We start from the raw sequence: 17,878 nt of genomic DNA, 5'->3' as shown, positions 1-17,878 counted from the left end.
CTATGGTCAGGTAAAGCATGGCATTTCTTAGTGATGGTGAGTCTTTTATTAATAACAGTTCTTTGACAAGTTACCAGCTATTGATTGATTGGAGCGAAACGGCTGCAATTATAGTGGCAACTTCCATTTTATATAGCTTTATTCTACTAACAGCAAACTACCGTTTATCACGTCATTATTCGATGTATATTCAAGATGAAAAAACTCATCATCAATAACAGTATTTTTTTAATTTTATGGTGATACCACTTTCGGCGATTAAGTCGGTTTCGATAAATTCAAACCATCATAACGAAACAGAAAAGTCAGCGAAGGCAAGAAACATGAAAGTGCGGTGATAACTAATGAACAGTTAAAAAGTAGGTGAAGGTAAACAGCACAACATTAAAATCATATTTAAACAGCCAATGAAATAATTGAGGTATCGGTGAATCTTGGTTTGATGTTTTGAACAAGTTTTAATCAATGTAGAACAACCAGCAACAGTCATTAACGCTTTAGCACAAATTAATTCACCACAGCAACAAGTAGCTTGATAGAATGTTGGCAATTTATTGTAAGCTAAACTAAACCAAATTTCAATATTCGCAATATAAGGGGTGATGCTGTGCAACATTTTAGTTGGGATCTCGATCAGTATTTTTCTATTGGGCCACTAACTGTCCATTGGTACGGCGTATTATTCGCTACGGCTATTTTATCTGGCTTACAAGTGATGAAGTGGATTTTCAAACTGAAAAGCAAGATTTAGCCGCGTTAGATAACTTACTCGTTTACATTGTTATTGGTGTTATTGTTGGCAGCGCACGTTTAGGCCATTGTTTCTTTTATAGAATCCTGGTTATTATTTTGCTAATCCAATGAAAATATTTGCCATTTGGGAAGGTGGACTGGCTAGTCATGGTGGGGGTTTAGGTGCAATAATTGCCGCTGGTATTTACAGCAGAAAGCATCAAATGAACTTTATCTGGTTGCTCGATAGGCTTGCCATATGTACCGCTTTATTTGGCTTTTTTGTACGTAGCGCAAATTTTGTTAATTCTGAAATATTAGGCACGCCAAGCAATGTGCCTTGGGCTGTTATTTTTCACCTATCAGATAACGTTGCTCGTCACCCTTCGCAACTATATGAAGCGATTGGGTTATTTAACGATCTTTTTTGTTTTGATGATTTTTTATAAACGCATAAAAGCGCAAACGCTCTAAGGGTCTATTTTAGGCGTTTTCTTAATTTTAATCTTCACTGCCCGTTTTCTTATTGAAATGTTAAAAGAAAAACAAGCTGCCTATGCTGCCGACATTACGCTAACAGCAGGACAAATGTTAAGTATTCCGTTTTTTATCGCCGGTATTGCCTTAGTTATCTGGTCAGTGAAGCACAATAAAAAAATACAAAAATAAAATAACCTTAACGGTTAACGCCGCTCCTCAAGCGTTTAAAATGCTGGGGCGGTAAAATATAATTAATAAGATGTGGTTATAAATTCATGGCTAAAAAGTTTTACGTGGTATGGAAAGGTGCAAAAACCGGTGTTTTTGAACAGTGGAATGATGTTAAAAAGTCATACCCAAGGACGAGCTGATGCTCAATATATGGGATTTGAATCAAAAGCAGAGGCGGAACTTGCTTTTCAATCAACCTACACTAAAGCATTAACTAAACGTTCGATAAAAGTAAAAATGGCGGTGCTAAACCTTCAGCTTCTGCCGCCTATGTTAGATCTGATAATGCTGGAGCCGGAAGTGCTTCATCACCAGCAAAACAAATTGCTGACTTTAATATCTATTGCGACGGGGCCTGTTCCACCTAATCCTGGAAAGTCAGGTACCGGTATGGCGGTATATCAACAACAGCAACTCATTGAGCTATGGTATGGCTTATACGAGCCTATGGGCACCAACAATACTGCCGAGCTTAATGGCATGCTTGCGGCGTTTAAGTACGCGCAAGCACTATGTCAAACAAGGTAAAACCGTTCAGGTACTGTCTGACTCTAAGTATTCAATTGACTGCATTACCAAATGGGCAAAAAGGCTGGCAAAAGCAAAAGGCTGGACGCGTGGTAAAGGTGAAGAAATAAAAACCTTGATGTCATCAAGCAATGCTTTACGCTCTACCAAGCACTAAAAGAAAATTTGATTATTAGCCACGTAAAAAGGTCACGCCAATATCGAAGGTAATGAACTCTCAGATAGAATGGCAGTGTTGGCTCGCATGAAGCGTACCGAAGGCTTTGTTCAGTATCAAGAAACTCTCGACATTAAAAACCATATTAGCAATGGCCTCAGGCTAAAAGTTTGACTTATCTGCAATAAAAGGCAGTTTGAACGCTGCCTTTTTATTACAAAGGTAATCAGCTAAAATAATTTACAACTAAAGCACTATTTTTAGTGTCATCTGCTTTAAAAAGTAATGATATTGGCAAAGATAAAAATCAACATAATAATCATGATAAAAATTTTATTTTGTTCTATTGTGCTGAAATTATCTTCAACACGCACAGCAATTAATCATATAAACTAAAAGCCCTTGCCTAGCACTGAATATCTCAGTATTCTACGCGGCCTTTTTCTCTTTGGATCTCAACATGATCGGATTTGACTATGGCACATCAAACTGTGCTGTCGGCGTTATGGAAAATAATAAGCCAAAACTATTATCTTTAGGTGATCATGGCCGATATATTTCGTCAACCTTATATGCACCAAGTCGTGATGTTATTGTCAATTGGCTGCACAAAAACTTGACGTTAGCAGAGCAAAAAAACTTTCAACAGCAACGTCAAAGACAGTTACAAAAAGGCCAAAACACTTTACGAGAACTGACCTTAGATGGTTACCCCACAGAACTCTCTTTTGGTCAACAAGCCTTAAATAATTACTTACAAGAGCCTGATGAAGGTTACTACATTAAATCGCCAAAGTCGTTTCTTGGTGCTAGTGGCTTATTACCACAACAAGTTGAATTATTTGAAGACATTGTCGCTGCAATGATGAGCAATGTGAAAACACTTACCGAAGCAACGCTCGGAAGAAGTGTTGAGCAAACGGTTATTGGTCGCCCGATTAACTTTCAAGGCTTACGTGGCGAAGAGAGTAATCAACAAGCATTGAAAATATTAACCAATGCAGCAAAACGCGTTGGTTTTAAAGATGTAGAGTTTCAATTTGAACCGGTTGCTGCCGGCTTTGAATATGAAGCAAGTTTACGTAAAGAAACCAAAGTACTGGTAGTGGATATTGGCGGTGGAACGAGCGATTGTTCAATGCTACTGATGGGGCCAAAACAAGCGATTCTATCTGATAGAAGCAAAGACCTACTAAGTCATAGTGGCGAACGTGTTGGCGGTAATGATTTTGATATTGCTTTTGCCCTTAAAGGTATTATGCCAAGCTTTGGTTTAGATAGCTTATTAAAAACCGGTAAGCCTATGCCAAGCAACAGCTACTGGCAAGCGATGGCCATTAATAATATTAATCATCAAACTGAATTTTACAGTGCTGCTAATGGCCGATTTTTAGCGCAACTTATTCGTGATGCAGAGCAACCTGAGTTGTTAACACGCCTATTAACCGTGCAGCAACAAAAGTTAAGTTACCGCGTCGTCAATGCTGCTGAGCAAAGTAAAATCGCCATAACCGAGCAAACACAACAGCAAGTTGATCTTTCTGATATCGATGCCGAGCTCAGTGTTATGCTCGACAGAGATGGCTTTGCCAAGGCATGTCAGCGTGAGCTTAATTCAATTGCTAGCTTAATGACGGATGCGATCACGCAGGCTAATTGTCAACCTGATGTGGTATTTGTTACCGGTGGTACGGCTAAATCCCCGGTATTAAATCAATTTCTTCAACAGCAGTTTAACCACGTACCTATTGTTATTGGTGATCATTTCGGAAGTGTTACTGCGGGTTTAACCCGTTGGGCAAATACTATCTACACATAGTAACAGTCGCTCGGTTTAAAACATTCACGTAGTAACAAGTCAAATAAGAGCTCGCTAACTCATAAGCAGTTAACGAGCTTTTTAATAACGCTATGATTGAATTTTAGTGCGATCAGGCCTAATAATACGGATACTGGATCTACTAATACCAATTTTACTAAGTTTCTTCTCACTCAGTGAAATCTAAAAGGTTTAGCGGCACAGGTTCATAATTCCAGACTGAAGCTAAGTACCGACATCCATGTAGGCAAGGCATTGGTTGAAGATAATGGTTATTCTCGACAACTGCTCCTGCGTTGTTCTAATGACTCACATCGCTGTGAGAACCTTATCGAAATCAATAACACGGCTTGTAAGCCTTTTTAAAATCCCCCTTAGGGAACAAACTTAATAAACTTGGTATAATTAAGGAGAAAAGTGATTAACAAAACGACGAGTGCTAACGCGATAGAAAAAGCTAAGGTTGCTTTAATTGTTGGTGCCAGTGGCTTAATTGGCCAACACTTGTTAACGCAACTATTGGCGAGTTCAAGCTATAGTAAAGTTATTGCCTTAGTACGTAAACCACTGACTTTTACGCATCCTAAGCTGATACAATGGCAGGTAGATTTTCAGCAACTAGCAACTGAATTGGCAGCTCAGGAAACTGGTCAATCTAGCGTTAGAGCAACCTTTGCTGGCAATGGCTTCCCCGCTATTGATGATATATTTTGTACCCTGGGTAGCACAATAAAAAAAGCCGGCTCTAAAGCCTAATGCCGATCAGTTAAAGATAACGATCGGTTGACCGATCCAAAAGATCATGCAAAATCCGTAGTTAGGTAACTAACTACGGATTTTTTTGTGAATATTGAACAAGCACTACAGACGACACTTGAAGAAAGTAACCGATACCATACCTTCGAAAAACTATCAGAAATCCTTTCTCCTGAAATCATTGAACAAGGCTTTGAAAAGGCTGGCATTGCTACGGTTCGCAAACGTAGGCTACCACTGGAAGCGGTTTTATGGTCAGTGATTGGTATGGCTTTATTTAGAAAAGAGTCTGTTTGGAATATCGCCACTAAGTTAGACATCATGTTACCTGGCAAGAGTCAGCTTGTTGCTCCCAGTGCTATGGTTCAAGCCAGACAACGCTTAGGCGATGATTCGGTTAAACAAGTCTTCAATAAATCTGCACAAGCAATGTATAAACAACACGAATTTGAAACATGGAATGGTTTGAACCTATTGGCTGTGGACGGTGTGGTCTGGCGAACACCTGACACCCCAGATAATCGTAAAGCATTTTCTTCTGGCAGCAACCAATATGGTGACACAGCCTTTCCACAAATCCGTATGGTCTGCCATATGGAGCTTACCAGTCATCAACTACTCAGTAGTGAGTTTGATAATTACAAAACGAATGAAATGAAGCTAGCTGAGCGTTTGATTGAACGCACACCTGATAACTCTCTTACTATGTTTGATAAAGGATATTATTCACTTGGGATGCTTAATCGTTGGCACCAAACGGGGAGTGATCGACATTGGTTGATCCCAGCAAGACCGGACTTACAGTATGAAATTATCACATCGGTTGGTAAAAATGACCATATCATTGCATTGAAAACAACAAAGCATGCACAAAAAGAATTTTCCAGATGTACCTGAAATCATTAACGCCAGATTAATCAGTAAAACAATAAAGGGTAAAAGCTATCGCATATTAACGTCAATGACAGATAGATTGCGGTTTCCTGGCAACGAAATTGTTGAGTTATACTGCCATCGATGGGAGATAGAACTCGGGTTTAGGGAAATAAAACAAACGATGCTTAATAGTGCATACCATTTGAGAAGTAAGCGTCCTGATATGGTTCGCCAAGAGCTATGGGGCGTATTACTCGCCTATAATTTAATACGAAGAATTATGACGATGGCGGCGAAAGAAACAGGTATATGGCCAAATCAGCTGAGTTTCTCGAGTAGTTCGATGGCAGTGGTTCAGTATTTTTCGTCAATATCAATAATGAGCCCCGGTAATATTCCTATGCATTGGGATCATTTACTTAAAACCCTGCTCTTATTCAAACTTCCGACGAGGCGGGAAGATAGAAAATATCCCCGCTGGGTGAAACCCAAACCATCTAAATACCCTCATAAAAAGAAAAATGCCAGTTAGCTTAACTGACTGGCATTAGGCTCTAAAGCCGCTTTTACCGAAGTGGATTATCATTATCCTTTAATGATTGCCGAACACTTTTATCGCCAACATTCTTCATTATTTGCCATTGTTACTGCCATGGCTGCAAACCAGTCATCTCGCCTGTTCTATAATCAAGTTAAAGGTAGAGTTGAGACAAGTTTACGCGCTATTGGTTATCAACATTTAGGCATATTTCGCCCATCCATGTTATCGGGGCAACGGCAAGAGCATCGCCTCGGTGAGCAAGTTGGTGCAATTTTAATGCATGCTTTAGCCTTTATCATTCCAAAGAAGTATCAAGTTATTCAAGCAGAAAAAGTGGCAAATGCGATGTTAGCCTATGCCAAAAATCCTCAAATGGGCGTTAGCGTTATTCAGTCAGATCAGCTGCAAAATCATTAAGCGTTTTACCTGTCATGCGATAACCAACCCACTCTTCTTGTGCAATAGCACCTAATGAGTGATAAAACTCCCGAGAAGGTGTATTCCAATCCAAACAGCTCCACTCAAAGCGTGCACAGTCTTTCTCTTGCGCAATGTTAGCCAGTGCTTTTAACAGTTTTACCCCTGCGCCCTTGCCACGATATTCTGGCATTACGTATAGGTCTTCTAAATATAGGCCTGATTTGGCTAGCCAAGTGGAATAATTAAAAAAGTAAATTGCGGAGCCAATAGCAACGCCATCAAGCTCGCATATTAACGCGAAGACATGGCTATCATCAGCAAAAATAGTATCTCTAATGGTCCGTTCCGTGGCTAAAACTTCATCTTCGGCTTTTTCATAAATAGCGAGATCTTTAATAAAGGTAAATAAAATACCGGCGTCTCCTGCGGTTGCCGCTCTCACGTGCAAGTTGCTCATGTTGTACTCCTAATTATTATCTTTCTAACGGTAAGTCGTTTTGTAAATAAGGCTTATTGATTATTCAATGCTTGTTGCGCACGATTGATTATCGCCATTGAAAGTTGTTTAAATACCCCTTTTAATAACACCCAATGATGCCAGTATAGTGTTCTAGTGATCGTATTTTCAGGCATTAAATTAATCAGCTGCCCATTATTAAGCTCTTGCTGTATTTGCAATTGAGGGATCAAGCAATACGCTAGGCCTTGTTTTGCAAAGCCAACAAAAGCTTCCGATGAACGTACCGTATGACAAGGATACGAGCCGCTTTTTAAACCAAAAGTTTTTTCAATATATTTGATGTGCATATCATCTTTTTGATCATAAGCAACGGCTGGAGCTCGGGCTAATGCTTGCTCATTAATACCATGAGGAAAGTAATGTTTAACAAAGTTAGGCGCTGCTACTAATAGATATTGCATATCGCCGAGCTTTTCAAAGGTACAACCCGGCAAAGCGCTGTCATGTGTGCTAATGGCACCAAATACTTCACCATCTTTTAAATAATTAATGCTTCTGTTTTCATCTGAAAGTCGAAAATTTACCGACACGTTATAGTGATGGCAAACGTCGCCAATAGCGCTAATTAACCAAGTTGCTAAACTATCGGCATTACTGGCAATACTGGCGGTGATAGTTTCATTTTTATTATTGCCTGAAATATCTGGCAGAATATCTTGTTCTAGCAATTTAACTTGTTGGTAATGGCCAAGTAGCTTTTTGCCAATCGCGGTAGCGACTATAGGTTGCGCTCGCACTAAGACCGGTTGCCCTATAGTTTGCTCTAAACTTTTTATACGTTGAGAAACAGCAGATTGCGTAATGGCCAATACTGATGCGGCTTTATCAAAATTTTGCTCATCGACCACTACGCTCAATGCGTGCAATAACTTGTAATCCAGCAAGGTGCGTTATTCCTATTTATCTATATTCAACCAACATCAACATTAGCAAAACTAATCAAAGATAAAAAGCATTAATTATACTTATAGTGTTTGTTTGGTTACATTAGCGACCTTATTCTGCACAAGTTTATTTAGGAGCAAAAAATGTTTTCACCCTTGCTACAAGGCCTTTTTCTAGGTGCTGGTATGATTATTCCGATCGGCGCTCAAAATGCTCATGTACTGAATCATGCTATCAAGCGACATCATCATTTTTTAGCGGCCTCAATTTGCATGTTTTGTGATGTCGTTCTTATTGCTCTAGGGGTTTTTGGTGGTGCAAAGCTAATCGCCACATCACCGACCTTAGTTACGGTTATTTCCTGGGGCGGCATCACTTTTTTATTGGCTTACGCTAGCTTATCATTTCGCCAAGTGTGGCAGAACAACTATGACAGTAATCAGCAAGCAAGCTCTGCACTCGACAAAAAACCTTGGCTCGTTATTGTTTCAACATTATCGGTAACATTACTAAACCCACATGTCTATCTTGATACAGTAATGATATTAGGCAGTGTTGGTGGTCAGTTTCAAGGTAATGAACGGATAGCTTTTGCCGTAGGTACTATGTTAGCGTCGATAATTTGGTTTTATAGCTTAGCTGGTGCGGCAGCGAAAATGTCACCTTGGCTTAATCAAGCGAAAGTGAAAAGAGCTATTGATATAGTGGTGGGCTTAATCATGTGTGCAATCGCATTATCGCTATTTAGCAGCCTGTAAATAAAGCGCTGACAGTTAATAATCACTAGCAAGTAGTCCCCGTCAAGAAAGTCTTTTGTGCCAATTACCGGCATGATAAAGACGGCAGTTCTCTTCGCTATCAAGCTCAACTTGGTTGTTAATATTGTTCAGTGCAAGACCAATACTTGTCAGCTTGCTAGCAATAAGTGTCGTCAAATAATGATTAGTCTCTGATTTTTCATAATCAGTTAACGAGCTGTTGCTATCAAATACACAAACAACTTTTAAACTTTGTGGAAAGTTATCAAAATTAACCGTATGCGTTAGCCATTGAAAGCCATCAATATCTTCTAAGGCGTGATGGCAAACCTCAGTTAAGGCTTTAATAATTTGATTATCGAGTTTTTTATCTGATTTACGCATTATTTATCAACACTATTGCTTTATTACATATCAACTCGACATACTGCCTTGGTATTTAACCTCAGATCGGGTTAAGCCCTAACCATAGCATTCTTCTCTACGTCACTAATATTAAGGGTTGGCTTATTTTCTTTAAGGCAATAAGCCACTAAACCTGCCAGTAAATTCAACATAAAACTATTAGGGCTACGATGACGCGAATGCTCTATTTGAGATATATTCTTCAATTGATCATTTATCGTTTCAATAATAAACCGTCTAGATAACATTGCTCTATCCCATAACGACATAGCTTTGGCTTTCATATTACGGCGCACGGTTGTTATCAAATCAACTCCTTTTTCCTTCAAACCAACTGTTAATTTTTTGCTTATATAGCCTTTATCTGCATATAACTTCCCTTTTAAGTTTTTAGCTAAGGCTAATACGGGCTTTGTGTCGTGAACATTGCCAGTAGTTAATTTAGCCTCAACTATTTCACCTCTAAAGTTAGTGACTAAATGTAGTTTGAACCCATAAAACCAACCCATTGTTCCTTTGCCCCGTTCGGCTATACCGTCAAATGTTTTATGTCTAGGAATTCTTAAGTTATGGCATACTTTTATGCTTGTAGAGTCAATAAACTCAATACCTGTAGACTCACCTTTAAGTATTGAAAAGTAGCTAGAAAGTGGAACGACCGCTTTAGGCATCACTTCTAAAAATCGAGTGTAGCTCAATAAGCTAGGGAAATGTGAACGATAAAACTTAGCAATATAACCTTTATAATAATTTTTAAAGTCGCGATGATTTGATGTATGAAAAGCAATTAATATAGTGATTATCTCACTCATAGCCATACGGCATGGACGATTTCGCTTGATACTTCCATCAGCAATTAATTGTTTCTCCCATTGTGGGATAAATACGCGACAAAAATCATCGACATCACAGAATATTTCAACTAGTTTATTCATGCCCGTTCCTTATTATCTTTCTGTTTTTTCTTGGTCGAAAGATCGGATCGTGGAACGGGCACTTAGTTCAATTTAATTAATTCTTATCCCGAGCTGAGGTTATTTAGCGTTTAGCAAAAGTATTTAAGAAATGATTACCGGCTAAATTAGCTTTTTTTCTTCCTAAATAATTATTTTTCCCTGCTTTTTTCGTCACCAATAAATATTCATCAGCGGCATTAATTAAGCCATCAAAGTCAAAATCTTTAATTTTATCATGTAAAGCATAACCGGCAGATACTGTTACAGAGAGTGTTGCTTGCTCATATGCTATAAACATATCACTGATGCTAGCAATAATTCTCTCAGCAAGCTCACGAAGTTGTATTTGGCTAACCGACTCGCAAACTAAGACAAATTCATCTCCTCCCCAACGTAGCAATAGATCATGCTCTCTGATCTGAGATGATATTTTGTTAACAATGGCTTTTAAGGCTTTATCACCACCTGCATGGCCAAAAGTATCATTTATAAATTTAAAATCATCACAATCAATAATTAACACCCCTAAAGATAATTCAGGGTTTGGCTCTCGCTCAAATCGTGATTGTAAAGCGGGTAAGTACATTTTTAAATAGTTTCGACAAAACACCCCGGTTAATTCATCTTTCATCGATAAAACTATTTGTCTAGTTAACTTACGATGATGAAGAATAGACAGCATAATAACCACACAAAGAATGAGTACTAAGGCAATAATTATCAAAATAAGAAATTGCGGGTTACTGTTAAGCCCTTCTAGTAGCCCTTTATTAACGGGCAATGAGTCTGCTAATTCAGCATAGCTTGCTATCGAATCTTGCGCGTAGGCTTGACCCAGCGAAAGCAACTCTAAGATAAAGTAGCTGGGAATAAAGAGATTAAGAATAGGTTTTCGATTAACTATCAGCATTTTATAAATTCCATTTTATACAAGCGACCCATCATCAACCGATAAATATACGCTATAAATTGATATCATGTATATAAATAAAACACTAATTTAAAAAATTCAGTACTAAAATCTAGTTAACTTGTTAACAATTACCGCTAACGTTAATGATAACGGTCGAAATATATCAGCCAATGCGTGATATTTATTACGCATTCGTATTGCTCCAAACCTTACTATGCTTGCTCATGTTGGCATTGCCAGCAGACTTCAAATGAGGCATGATTTTTTTCACCACATTTATTGCAAATCCAATCATCCATGCTGAGCAATTTTTGTACATTAGCGATGACAACCAGGGCTTTCTCATAATCACTATTTTCAAGTACCCATATTTCTGGCCAGCAATCAAAAACTGACACTTCACCTACAGCCCCTTGGGTAAATTCATTTTTCAGGAAAGTAACAATACCCGCCGCCTCAATAATGTTTTTAATATTATTAACCAAAAATAAGCTTTCGTTGCTATAAACCATTTTCATATCGAGTACCTTACTTGGCATTTTATTAGATTAAAGTTAACGACTTTACGCTAGCTAATCTATCGAAGATAAATTTAAATAAAGATAGTTTAATCTTTCCAGCGTTCTTTGATATCAATGATCTGCTCTATTTGTTGCTCAAATATCTCGACTAATTGTGGATCAAAATGCTTATTTTTTTCACTATGAATAAATTCCATTGCTTTTGAAATTGACCATGCATCTTTATAAGGTCTAACACTGGTCAAGGCATCAAAGACATCCGCTAAGGCAACGATACGGCCTTCAATTGGAATCTCAGTGCCTTTTAATTGCTTTGGATAACCAGTGCCATCCCATTTTTCATGATGGGTCATTGACACTAGCTTTGCTAATTCAATCAAGTCTGAATCAGAATCACCTAAAATTTCTGCACCAATTTCTGGATGTTTTTTCATAATTGCAAACTCTTCTGTCGTGAGTTTACCGGGCTTAAGCATAATGCTATCCGGAATACCAATTTTACCAATATCATGCATAGGTGCAGCATTGAATAAGTTATCTGCCTCTGCTTTTGAAAAACCGTAATCTAAGGCAATAATGCGCGCATAATGACTCATACGCATAACATGCATACCAGTTTCGTTATCTTTATATTCAGATGCTCGGCCAAGACGCTGAATCACTTGTAATCGCGTTCTTCGAAGCTCCTCGGCATCGACTAAAGATAAATGAGTTTTTACTCTTGCTTTCACTACAGCGGGTGAAATAGGTTTAGAGATATAGTCAACAGCGCCAAGGTTTAAACCTTTAGCTTCATCATCAGGGTCACTCAATGCCGTAATAAATATTACGGGGATTGACTTAAATTTAGGGTTTTTCTTCAAGTGTTCACAAACTTCATAGCCGGTTAACCCTGGCATCATAACGTCTAATAATATTAAGTCAGGCGCTTCTTTCTCAACTAACGTTAATGCTTCCTGACCACTTTTAGCAAAAATAAGCTTATAGCTATCATTAAGTATTTGATTCAAAACACGCAAGTTAGTCGGTTCGTCATCAACAATTAACACACTTGCTTTATTCTTTCGCATTTACCCTCTCCTTGCCCCAACTCTACAATGTTGGTTTTATAGCAGCTATCAGTTCTTTGATTTGCTCAGATGCTTGAGAAAATTCAAAATTATTACATGAATCAATAATGGCATCGATTTCAATTGATTTTATAGCAGAAAATCCGTAAAGCTCTTCTAGCAAGGCTTCATTAAACTCATTATTATTCACATAAGGGGCAAGTTTCAGCAAAATAGCTAACACGCTATTGAGGCTAGCTTCACTATGCTCATGCTCTAACGTTGGCAGTACTTTTTGTTTAGAACTCATATTACTGACACAATTTTTAATCACATGAAATTCAGTAATAACTTTACCGATATTAGCGGTACTAGCATCAATGTCTTGGCTATGGCTTGACTGCTCTAAGGCATCAAAAATAGTCATAAAACGGTTTAACGCAAGATTGCCTGCCCCTCCTTTAAATTTATGACACTGTTGTTGCAACTGTTGAAATTCTTGCTGTTCAAGTAAGCTCTCAAGCTGAAGTATTTCTCTTTCTGTTTGCTTAATAAAGCGAGAGATTTCAGCGAAAAGACTGGTTTTTGAACCCCACAGTGCTATACCTTTTTCAACATCGATAATCAGTGTCGATTTATCAACATGCTCTGGCTCAATTATGGGCTCATTGCCTAATGCTAAAACATTAGAAATTTCATTGTTAAGCTGCTGCATGTCAATAGGTTTATTGGCAAAACCATCCATACCAGCTTGTTCCGCTGATAACCTATCTCGCGGCAAAACACTGGCGGTAAGTGCGATAATTGGCAACTTAATTAACTTATTCTCAGCTTCAAATTTCCGACGTAATTTAGCCGCTGTTAAGCCATCCATTACTGGCATCTGAATATCCATCAAAACAACATCAAGCATATTGTTTTTCATTTGCAATAATGCTTGTTCGCCATCGCGCGCTTCGATAACTTTATGACCGTGGCGTTTAAGTAATAAGGTTAATAAGTCGATATTATGATCAATATCATCCACGACCAGAATATGTAATTCAGGTAAAGTACGAGGTTTTTGCACGATATTGCTTTGTGTCGATGCTACCACAGGTTTCAAAGGTAATTTAAAGGTAAACTCAGTGCCTTCACCTTCAACACTTGTTGCTGATATACTCCCTTCCATCAACTCAACCAGTTGCTTACTGATTGTCGTTCCTAAGCCTGTACCACCAAAACGTCGACTCATTGATTCATCTGCTTGGGCGAAGGCATCAAATATTGTTTCCAATTGTGATGCGGTCATTCCAATACCACTATCTTTAATAATAAATGTCACCGACTGATTGGCAGAGTTGCTAATCTCAATGCTGACTTTTCCGTGTTCAGTAAACTTAATAGCATTGCCAATTAAGTTGGTCAGCACTTGGCGAATACGATCTGGCACGCCGTTATAATACCCTTGAACATCAGCATGAATATTTAACGCAAGTTCTAAGCCCTTATTCTGCGCTTGTAGCCATAAAGTAGAAACCACTGCATCGACTTCTTCAACCAATGAGAAGTCGCGGTATTCAAGTTGAAATTTGCCTTTATCTAATTTAGCACTGTCAAGGACATCATTAAGAATATGTAATAAGGATTTCGCCGATTGATTAATGGTATTTAGATGTTTGCGCTGGCTATCACTCAGCTCATCATCTAATAAGATATCACTAAAACCGATCACCGCGTTCATCGGCGTGCGAATTTCATGACTCATATTAGCTAAGAAAGCAGAGCGTGATTCAGCAGCATTTTCAGCAATTTCTTTTGCTGAAATAAGCTCTGACTCCATCTTTTTACGATCGCTAATATCCATGATAAAACCATCTAAATAATAGTCACTGCTACCTTCTTCTTTTATTGCTCGACCATACCCCAACATCCATTTTATCGTACCGTAGCGATCAACAAATCTAAATTCAATTTGATAGCCTTTGGAAGCACGCAAATTAGTTTCTTCAATGATATGTATATCATCAGGATGAATAAAGTCGCCCAAACTACGTTTGGGCGCCGGTAATAGAAAATCAACCGCGGGATAGCCTAATACTTTTTCAACTTCATCATTGATAAACAAATTAGGCCAACCTGGATGATCAATACAGCGATAAGCAATACCGGGAATATTGGTCAATAAGGCGCGAATTCGAGCTTCGTTCTTTCTTAGCTCTGCTTCCATTTCTCTGCGTTCACGCAAGTCTGAAATAAAGGCAACAAACATATGTTCATTATTAAACTCAACATGGCCAATACCTAGACGTACTGGGATTTCTTCGCCACACTTGGCAATAGCTTCGACTTCACGGCCAGTACCGATAATTTTCGCAATACGGGTTTTTATATAGTTTTTAAGATATTGGTCGTGATGATGCTTAAATGGTGCTGGCACAATCATACTGACATTATTACCGAGCAACTCTGTTTCTTGCCAACCTAAAATGGTTGTTACCGCCTTATTTACGCTAATGATAATACCACTTGCATTAATCGTAATAATGCCGTCAACTGCAGTATCCATGGTCGCCATAAGTCGCTTTTCATTACGAATAGCAATAGCAGACCTATCTTTATAGCCAAAGACTAAATTGGCAGCTAACACTAGGCCAATAATAAACACGGTAATTACCGTTATACCAAAAGCTAAATACCAAGATATTTGGTTGGTTTGCTGAGATATTTCAAACCCGGGAGGTAAAACAAAGCGTGCGGCAGACATACCCGTATAATGCATACCTGATATTGCTGCTCCCATGACACAACTTGAAATCAACATTTTTGCTGTTCGCCCCTGATCAGTTTTACCCAACTGGCCAAGACCAAAGCTTATCCAAAGCGACAAAATAGCCAATATCACTGCCACTAATATCGAAATACAAAACATTAATAAGTCATAGCGAAGCAATACCGCCATTTCCATAGCAGCCATGCCCACATAGTGCATAGTACCAATACCGGCACCCACTAATATTCCACCAATAATTAATTGAAGCGCTTTTAAGTTATCACGGGTGATGAGGTTTAACGCTACCCAAGAAGCAGCGATAGCAGGCAATACTGAAAGTGCAGTTAAATCAAACTTGTATGAAACATCGGTACACAGCTCAAGTGCCAACATACCAATAAAGTGCATTGACCAAACACCACCACCTAAGGCAAAACTACCAAGCAATAACGAAATATGTTTACCAACAACAGGACGGTTTGCCGCTTGAGAGGCCACTTGAAAGCCCATAAAAGATGCAAATATCGCAATTGAAATTGACAAGAGTACTAACCATGGGTCATGTTCAGCGACAGTAAGTAAACTTTCATTGGAATATTGAAAAATTTCAGAAACGTTATTTTGCATAAAACTCCATTGCCTAGGAAATATAGCTTAAATCAGGCAGGAATTTGCCAAACTTCGGGATAAAATTATATCAGTTCGCAGAGGAGTAAAGCTAAATATGGCTCAGATACCTGTAGAAAAGAAATAACCCATGTTATCTGTGAAACTGACCATTAATATCATGCTTCGATGTCATTAAAATCAACTTAATGTACCGATTGATATAGCCAAGTAATAATTTTAAATTGCAGTCGTTTAATGTCAAGTTTAAATGCTAGATATGACAAAATAAAATTAGCCTTAGAGCACATAATCAGCTCATTAGCCTTTATTATTCTTAAATACCAGCAAATTGAGAAATTTGACTATAGTTTAGCAAAAACGACTAGGAGAAAAATTTTTTCTTTGTCATACCATTTATTATTTAATTGAAATAGCGTAAGTTTATCTAAAGCATAAGCGTAAACTACCCAGCTATATTGATAATTTAAGTTTAATCCTACTACAGTGCTTATGCTTAGCAATACTATTGATAAGGAACAGGCAATATAAGTGAATAACATAAAACTCACCCAAGACGAAAATCTCTCTATAAAAGTCAGTTACCAGTTATTGCCCAGTGACCATCAAAGACTTGATCTTTATTTTTCTTTACCTAATGAAATGGGCATTAGCTCTAAAACTTTAACAGAAGAACATTATTTTCATAGTAGCATACAAAGCCACAGTGCCTATTACTCCGATCAATTGCATCTACCTTTAGTACGAAGCCGATTTATCAGTCAAAAAAAAGGTCAACAAAGTGATTATCGTTTAAACCTTAATTTGTTTTCTTATCAAATTCGTATCGCTTTAGATACCGATATAAAACAAACGATTAAATTAAGAGAAAGCGACGAATTTTACCCTCAAGCCATTGTTTTAGCAGAACAAATATCAGCATTGCTTAAAAAGCTAAGGAGGTATACCCCACCTGATCAAAAGCTTAAATCATTTTTTGAGAATGCTGATAACTACCTCAGCTGGCAAGTGGAGCAATCATTTTTAAAACTTCTATCTCGTGGCCCAAAAAATAGTGATTTCACCACGGAAAGAAACTTTTTACTTGCGCTCTGTCGTAGCGAAAATGAATATCGAGAAGAAAATCAATATAACTCGCAAGTTACTTTGGAAGACCCCAACCGTATCACCAATAAAATGCGTTTATTGCAACGATTAATTGAATACGGCGTTGTCTTTCAAAAAGAAGTTAAAAACCTTAATAGCAATTTAAAGCGCGTTGTGCGCGGTACCGTTACCGCCATCATCATGACCTTTGTGATGATGCTGGTATTAAATGCTCGAGCAAACTTTACCGAAGTCACCATCGCATTAGTTGGTATGTTAGGGGTTATTTATGGTTTAAGGGAAATATTCAAAGAAGACATTACCCGTGTTATTTGGCGCAGTATTCAAAAAGGTTTGCCTAAATGGCGAAACATTTATAGTAATAGCGTCAACAAAAGTCGAGTAGCGAGCCAAACTATCTGGCTTGAATATATTCGTAATAAAGATTTGCCTAAACTAGTAGATAAGTTATTTCAAACTCGGCGCCAACAAAATAAACAAGCGGCACAACTACTGCACTTTCGCAGCGATACTAAAGTTAATGTAAAAAGCTTTTTACCTGGCTACGATGAAATTCAACAACGTATATATTTTAATTTAACGCCCTTTATTCGATTTTTAAAAAAAGGTGAAGGCCGCTTATATTCATTAGATGGCAGTAAAATAACCAAACAAGCGGTTGAACGTCGTTATCAAATAAATGTCGTTTTAATGCAAACAGATAAGCAATACCAACAGGAGATACAGCGCTTTAAAATCACTTTAAATCGCTCCAATATTATCAATATTGAAGCCATGAAAACCGATGATGAAGTCATATAATAGAAACCGACCATTAGATGTAGCAGTCGTTACTGAGGACCAGT

General features: G+C 38.0%; 15 protein-coding genes and 3 pseudogenes. 10 read left to right on the top strand and 8 right to left on the bottom strand.

The window, feature by feature from the left end:
* The first annotated feature begins 17 nt into the window (after positions 1–17).
* The 8 genes and pseudogenes from FGD67_RS21745 to FGD67_RS21715 all read left to right on the top strand — a co-directional run bounded on the left by FGD67_RS21745 (position 18) and on the right by FGD67_RS21715 (position 6,537).
* On the top strand, positions 18–218 hold the full coding sequence (locus FGD67_RS21745) for a hypothetical protein (protein ID WP_257173098.1): 201 nt from the start codon (positions 18–20) through the stop codon (positions 216–218).
* Positions 219–607: 389 nt separating this feature from the next.
* Positions 608–1,401 (top strand): annotated as a pseudogene (lgt, locus tag FGD67_RS21740) (prolipoprotein diacylglyceryl transferase).
* Positions 1,402–1,487: 86 nt separating this feature from the next.
* Positions 1,488–1,535 (top strand): annotated as a pseudogene (locus FGD67_RS21970) (hypothetical protein); the annotation flags it as partial.
* Complete coding sequence (locus FGD67_RS21735) at positions 1,531–1,971, top strand: hypothetical protein (protein ID WP_257173097.1); 441 nt, start codon at positions 1,531–1,533, stop codon at positions 1,969–1,971. The pseudogene FGD67_RS21970 and the gene FGD67_RS21735, both read left to right, overlap by 5 nt.
* Before the next feature lie 617 nt (positions 1,972–2,588).
* Positions 2,589–3,947: a molecular chaperone gene (gene yegD / locus FGD67_RS21730; RefSeq protein ID WP_257173096.1), complete on the top strand. Its 1,359-nt coding sequence runs from the start codon at positions 2,589–2,591 to the stop codon at positions 3,945–3,947.
* Between the two features lie 417 nt (positions 3,948–4,364).
* Entirely contained in the window at positions 4,365–4,703 is a 339-nt protein-coding gene (locus FGD67_RS21725) for an SDR family oxidoreductase (RefSeq protein WP_257173095.1), read from the top strand.
* Positions 4,704–4,790: 87 nt separating this feature from the next.
* Positions 4,791–6,111 (top strand): annotated as a pseudogene (locus FGD67_RS21720) (IS4 family transposase).
* A gap of 42 nt (positions 6,112–6,153) precedes the next feature.
* On the top strand, positions 6,154–6,537 hold the full coding sequence (locus tag FGD67_RS21715) for a hypothetical protein (protein WP_257173094.1): 384 nt from the start codon (positions 6,154–6,156) through the stop codon (positions 6,535–6,537).
* Here the strand turns inward: FGD67_RS21715 and FGD67_RS21710 are convergent.
* On the bottom strand, positions 6,506–6,997 hold the full coding sequence (locus FGD67_RS21710) for a GNAT family N-acetyltransferase (protein ID WP_257173093.1): 492 nt from the start codon (positions 6,995–6,997) through the stop codon (positions 6,506–6,508). The two genes, FGD67_RS21715 and FGD67_RS21710, sit on opposite strands and share 32 nt — an antisense overlap.
* Before the next feature lie 53 nt (positions 6,998–7,050).
* The gene (locus FGD67_RS21705; RefSeq protein WP_257173092.1) at positions 7,051–7,944 is read right to left on the bottom strand and encodes a LysR family transcriptional regulator ArgP; all 894 of its coding nucleotides are present in this window, start codon (positions 7,942–7,944) and stop codon (positions 7,051–7,053) included.
* A gap of 144 nt (positions 7,945–8,088) precedes the next feature.
* On the opposite strand from FGD67_RS21705, the gene FGD67_RS21700 reads away from it, so the two are divergent.
* Positions 8,089–8,703, top strand: a complete 615-nt coding sequence (locus FGD67_RS21700) for a LysE/ArgO family amino acid transporter (RefSeq protein WP_257173091.1) — start codon at positions 8,089–8,091, stop codon at positions 8,701–8,703.
* A 42-nt stretch (positions 8,704–8,745) separates the two neighbouring features.
* Here FGD67_RS21700 and FGD67_RS21695 read toward each other — a convergent pair whose 3' ends face one another.
* From FGD67_RS21695 to FGD67_RS21670, 6 genes are all read right to left on the bottom strand, one after another.
* Positions 8,746–9,087, bottom strand: a complete 342-nt coding sequence (locus FGD67_RS21695) for a Fis family transcriptional regulator (RefSeq protein WP_257173090.1) — start codon at positions 9,085–9,087, stop codon at positions 8,746–8,748.
* 71 nt (positions 9,088–9,158) lie between these two features.
* On the bottom strand, positions 9,159–10,043 hold the full coding sequence (locus FGD67_RS21690) for an IS982 family transposase (protein WP_257172124.1): 885 nt from the start codon (positions 10,041–10,043) through the stop codon (positions 9,159–9,161).
* 103 nt (positions 10,044–10,146) lie between these two features.
* Positions 10,147–10,974 carry a GGDEF domain-containing protein gene (locus FGD67_RS21685; RefSeq protein ID WP_257173089.1) on the bottom strand — a complete coding sequence of 276 codons (828 nt, stop codon included), beginning with the start codon at positions 10,972–10,974 and terminating at the stop codon, positions 10,147–10,149.
* 215 nt (positions 10,975–11,189) lie between these two features.
* A complete protein-coding gene (locus FGD67_RS21680; RefSeq protein WP_257173088.1) occupies positions 11,190–11,495 on the bottom strand; it encodes a DUF2007 domain-containing protein in 306 nt (101 codons plus the stop codon).
* 89 nt (positions 11,496–11,584) lie between these two features.
* Positions 11,585–12,568 (bottom strand): two-component system response regulator, encoded by a 984-nt coding sequence (locus tag FGD67_RS21675; protein WP_257173087.1) that lies wholly within the window; start codon positions 12,566–12,568, stop codon positions 11,585–11,587.
* 22 nt (positions 12,569–12,590) lie between these two features.
* Entirely contained in the window at positions 12,591–15,926 is a 3,336-nt protein-coding gene (locus FGD67_RS21670; protein ID WP_257173086.1) for an MHYT domain-containing protein, read from the bottom strand.
* A gap of 531 nt (positions 15,927–16,457) precedes the next feature.
* Between FGD67_RS21670 and FGD67_RS21665 the strand changes: the two genes are divergently transcribed.
* Positions 16,458–17,834: a hypothetical protein gene (locus FGD67_RS21665; RefSeq protein WP_257173085.1), complete on the top strand. Its 1,377-nt coding sequence runs from the start codon at positions 16,458–16,460 to the stop codon at positions 17,832–17,834.
* The last annotated feature ends 44 nt before the right edge of the window (positions 17,835–17,878 follow it).

This window comes from Colwellia sp. M166, from assembly GCF_024585285.1.
Lineage (GTDB): Bacteria > Pseudomonadota > Gammaproteobacteria > Enterobacterales > Alteromonadaceae > Cognaticolwellia.
This window is presented reverse-complemented; position numbering and strand designations above follow the sequence as displayed.

Excerpts from the sequence above, each read along its gene's own strand:
- FGD67_RS21745 (WP_257173098.1), top strand. The coding sequence starts at position 18 with ATGGCATTTCTTAGTGATGGTGAGTCTTTTATTAATAACAGTTCTTTG.
- yegD (WP_257173096.1), top strand. The coding sequence starts at position 2,589 with ATGATCGGATTTGACTATGGCACATCAAACTGTGCTGTCGGCGTTATG.
- FGD67_RS21710 (WP_257173093.1), bottom strand. The coding sequence starts at position 6,997 with ATGAGCAACTTGCACGTGAGAGCGGCAACCGCAGGAGACGCCGGTATT.
- FGD67_RS21700 (WP_257173091.1), top strand. The coding sequence starts at position 8,089 with ATGTTTTCACCCTTGCTACAAGGCCTTTTTCTAGGTGCTGGTATGATT.
- FGD67_RS21695 (WP_257173090.1), bottom strand. The coding sequence starts at position 9,087 with ATGCGTAAATCAGATAAAAAACTCGATAATCAAATTATTAAAGCCTTA.
- FGD67_RS21690 (WP_257172124.1), bottom strand. The coding sequence starts at position 10,043 with ATGAATAAACTAGTTGAAATATTCTGTGATGTCGATGATTTTTGTCGC.
- FGD67_RS21685 (WP_257173089.1), bottom strand. The coding sequence starts at position 10,974 with ATGCTGATAGTTAATCGAAAACCTATTCTTAATCTCTTTATTCCCAGC.
- FGD67_RS21680 (WP_257173088.1), bottom strand. The coding sequence starts at position 11,495 with ATGAAAATGGTTTATAGCAACGAAAGCTTATTTTTGGTTAATAATATT.
- FGD67_RS21675 (WP_257173087.1), bottom strand. The coding sequence starts at position 12,568 with ATGCGAAAGAATAAAGCAAGTGTGTTAATTGTTGATGACGAACCGACT.
- FGD67_RS21670 (WP_257173086.1), bottom strand. The coding sequence starts at position 15,926 with ATGCAAAATAACGTTTCTGAAATTTTTCAATATTCCAATGAAAGTTTA.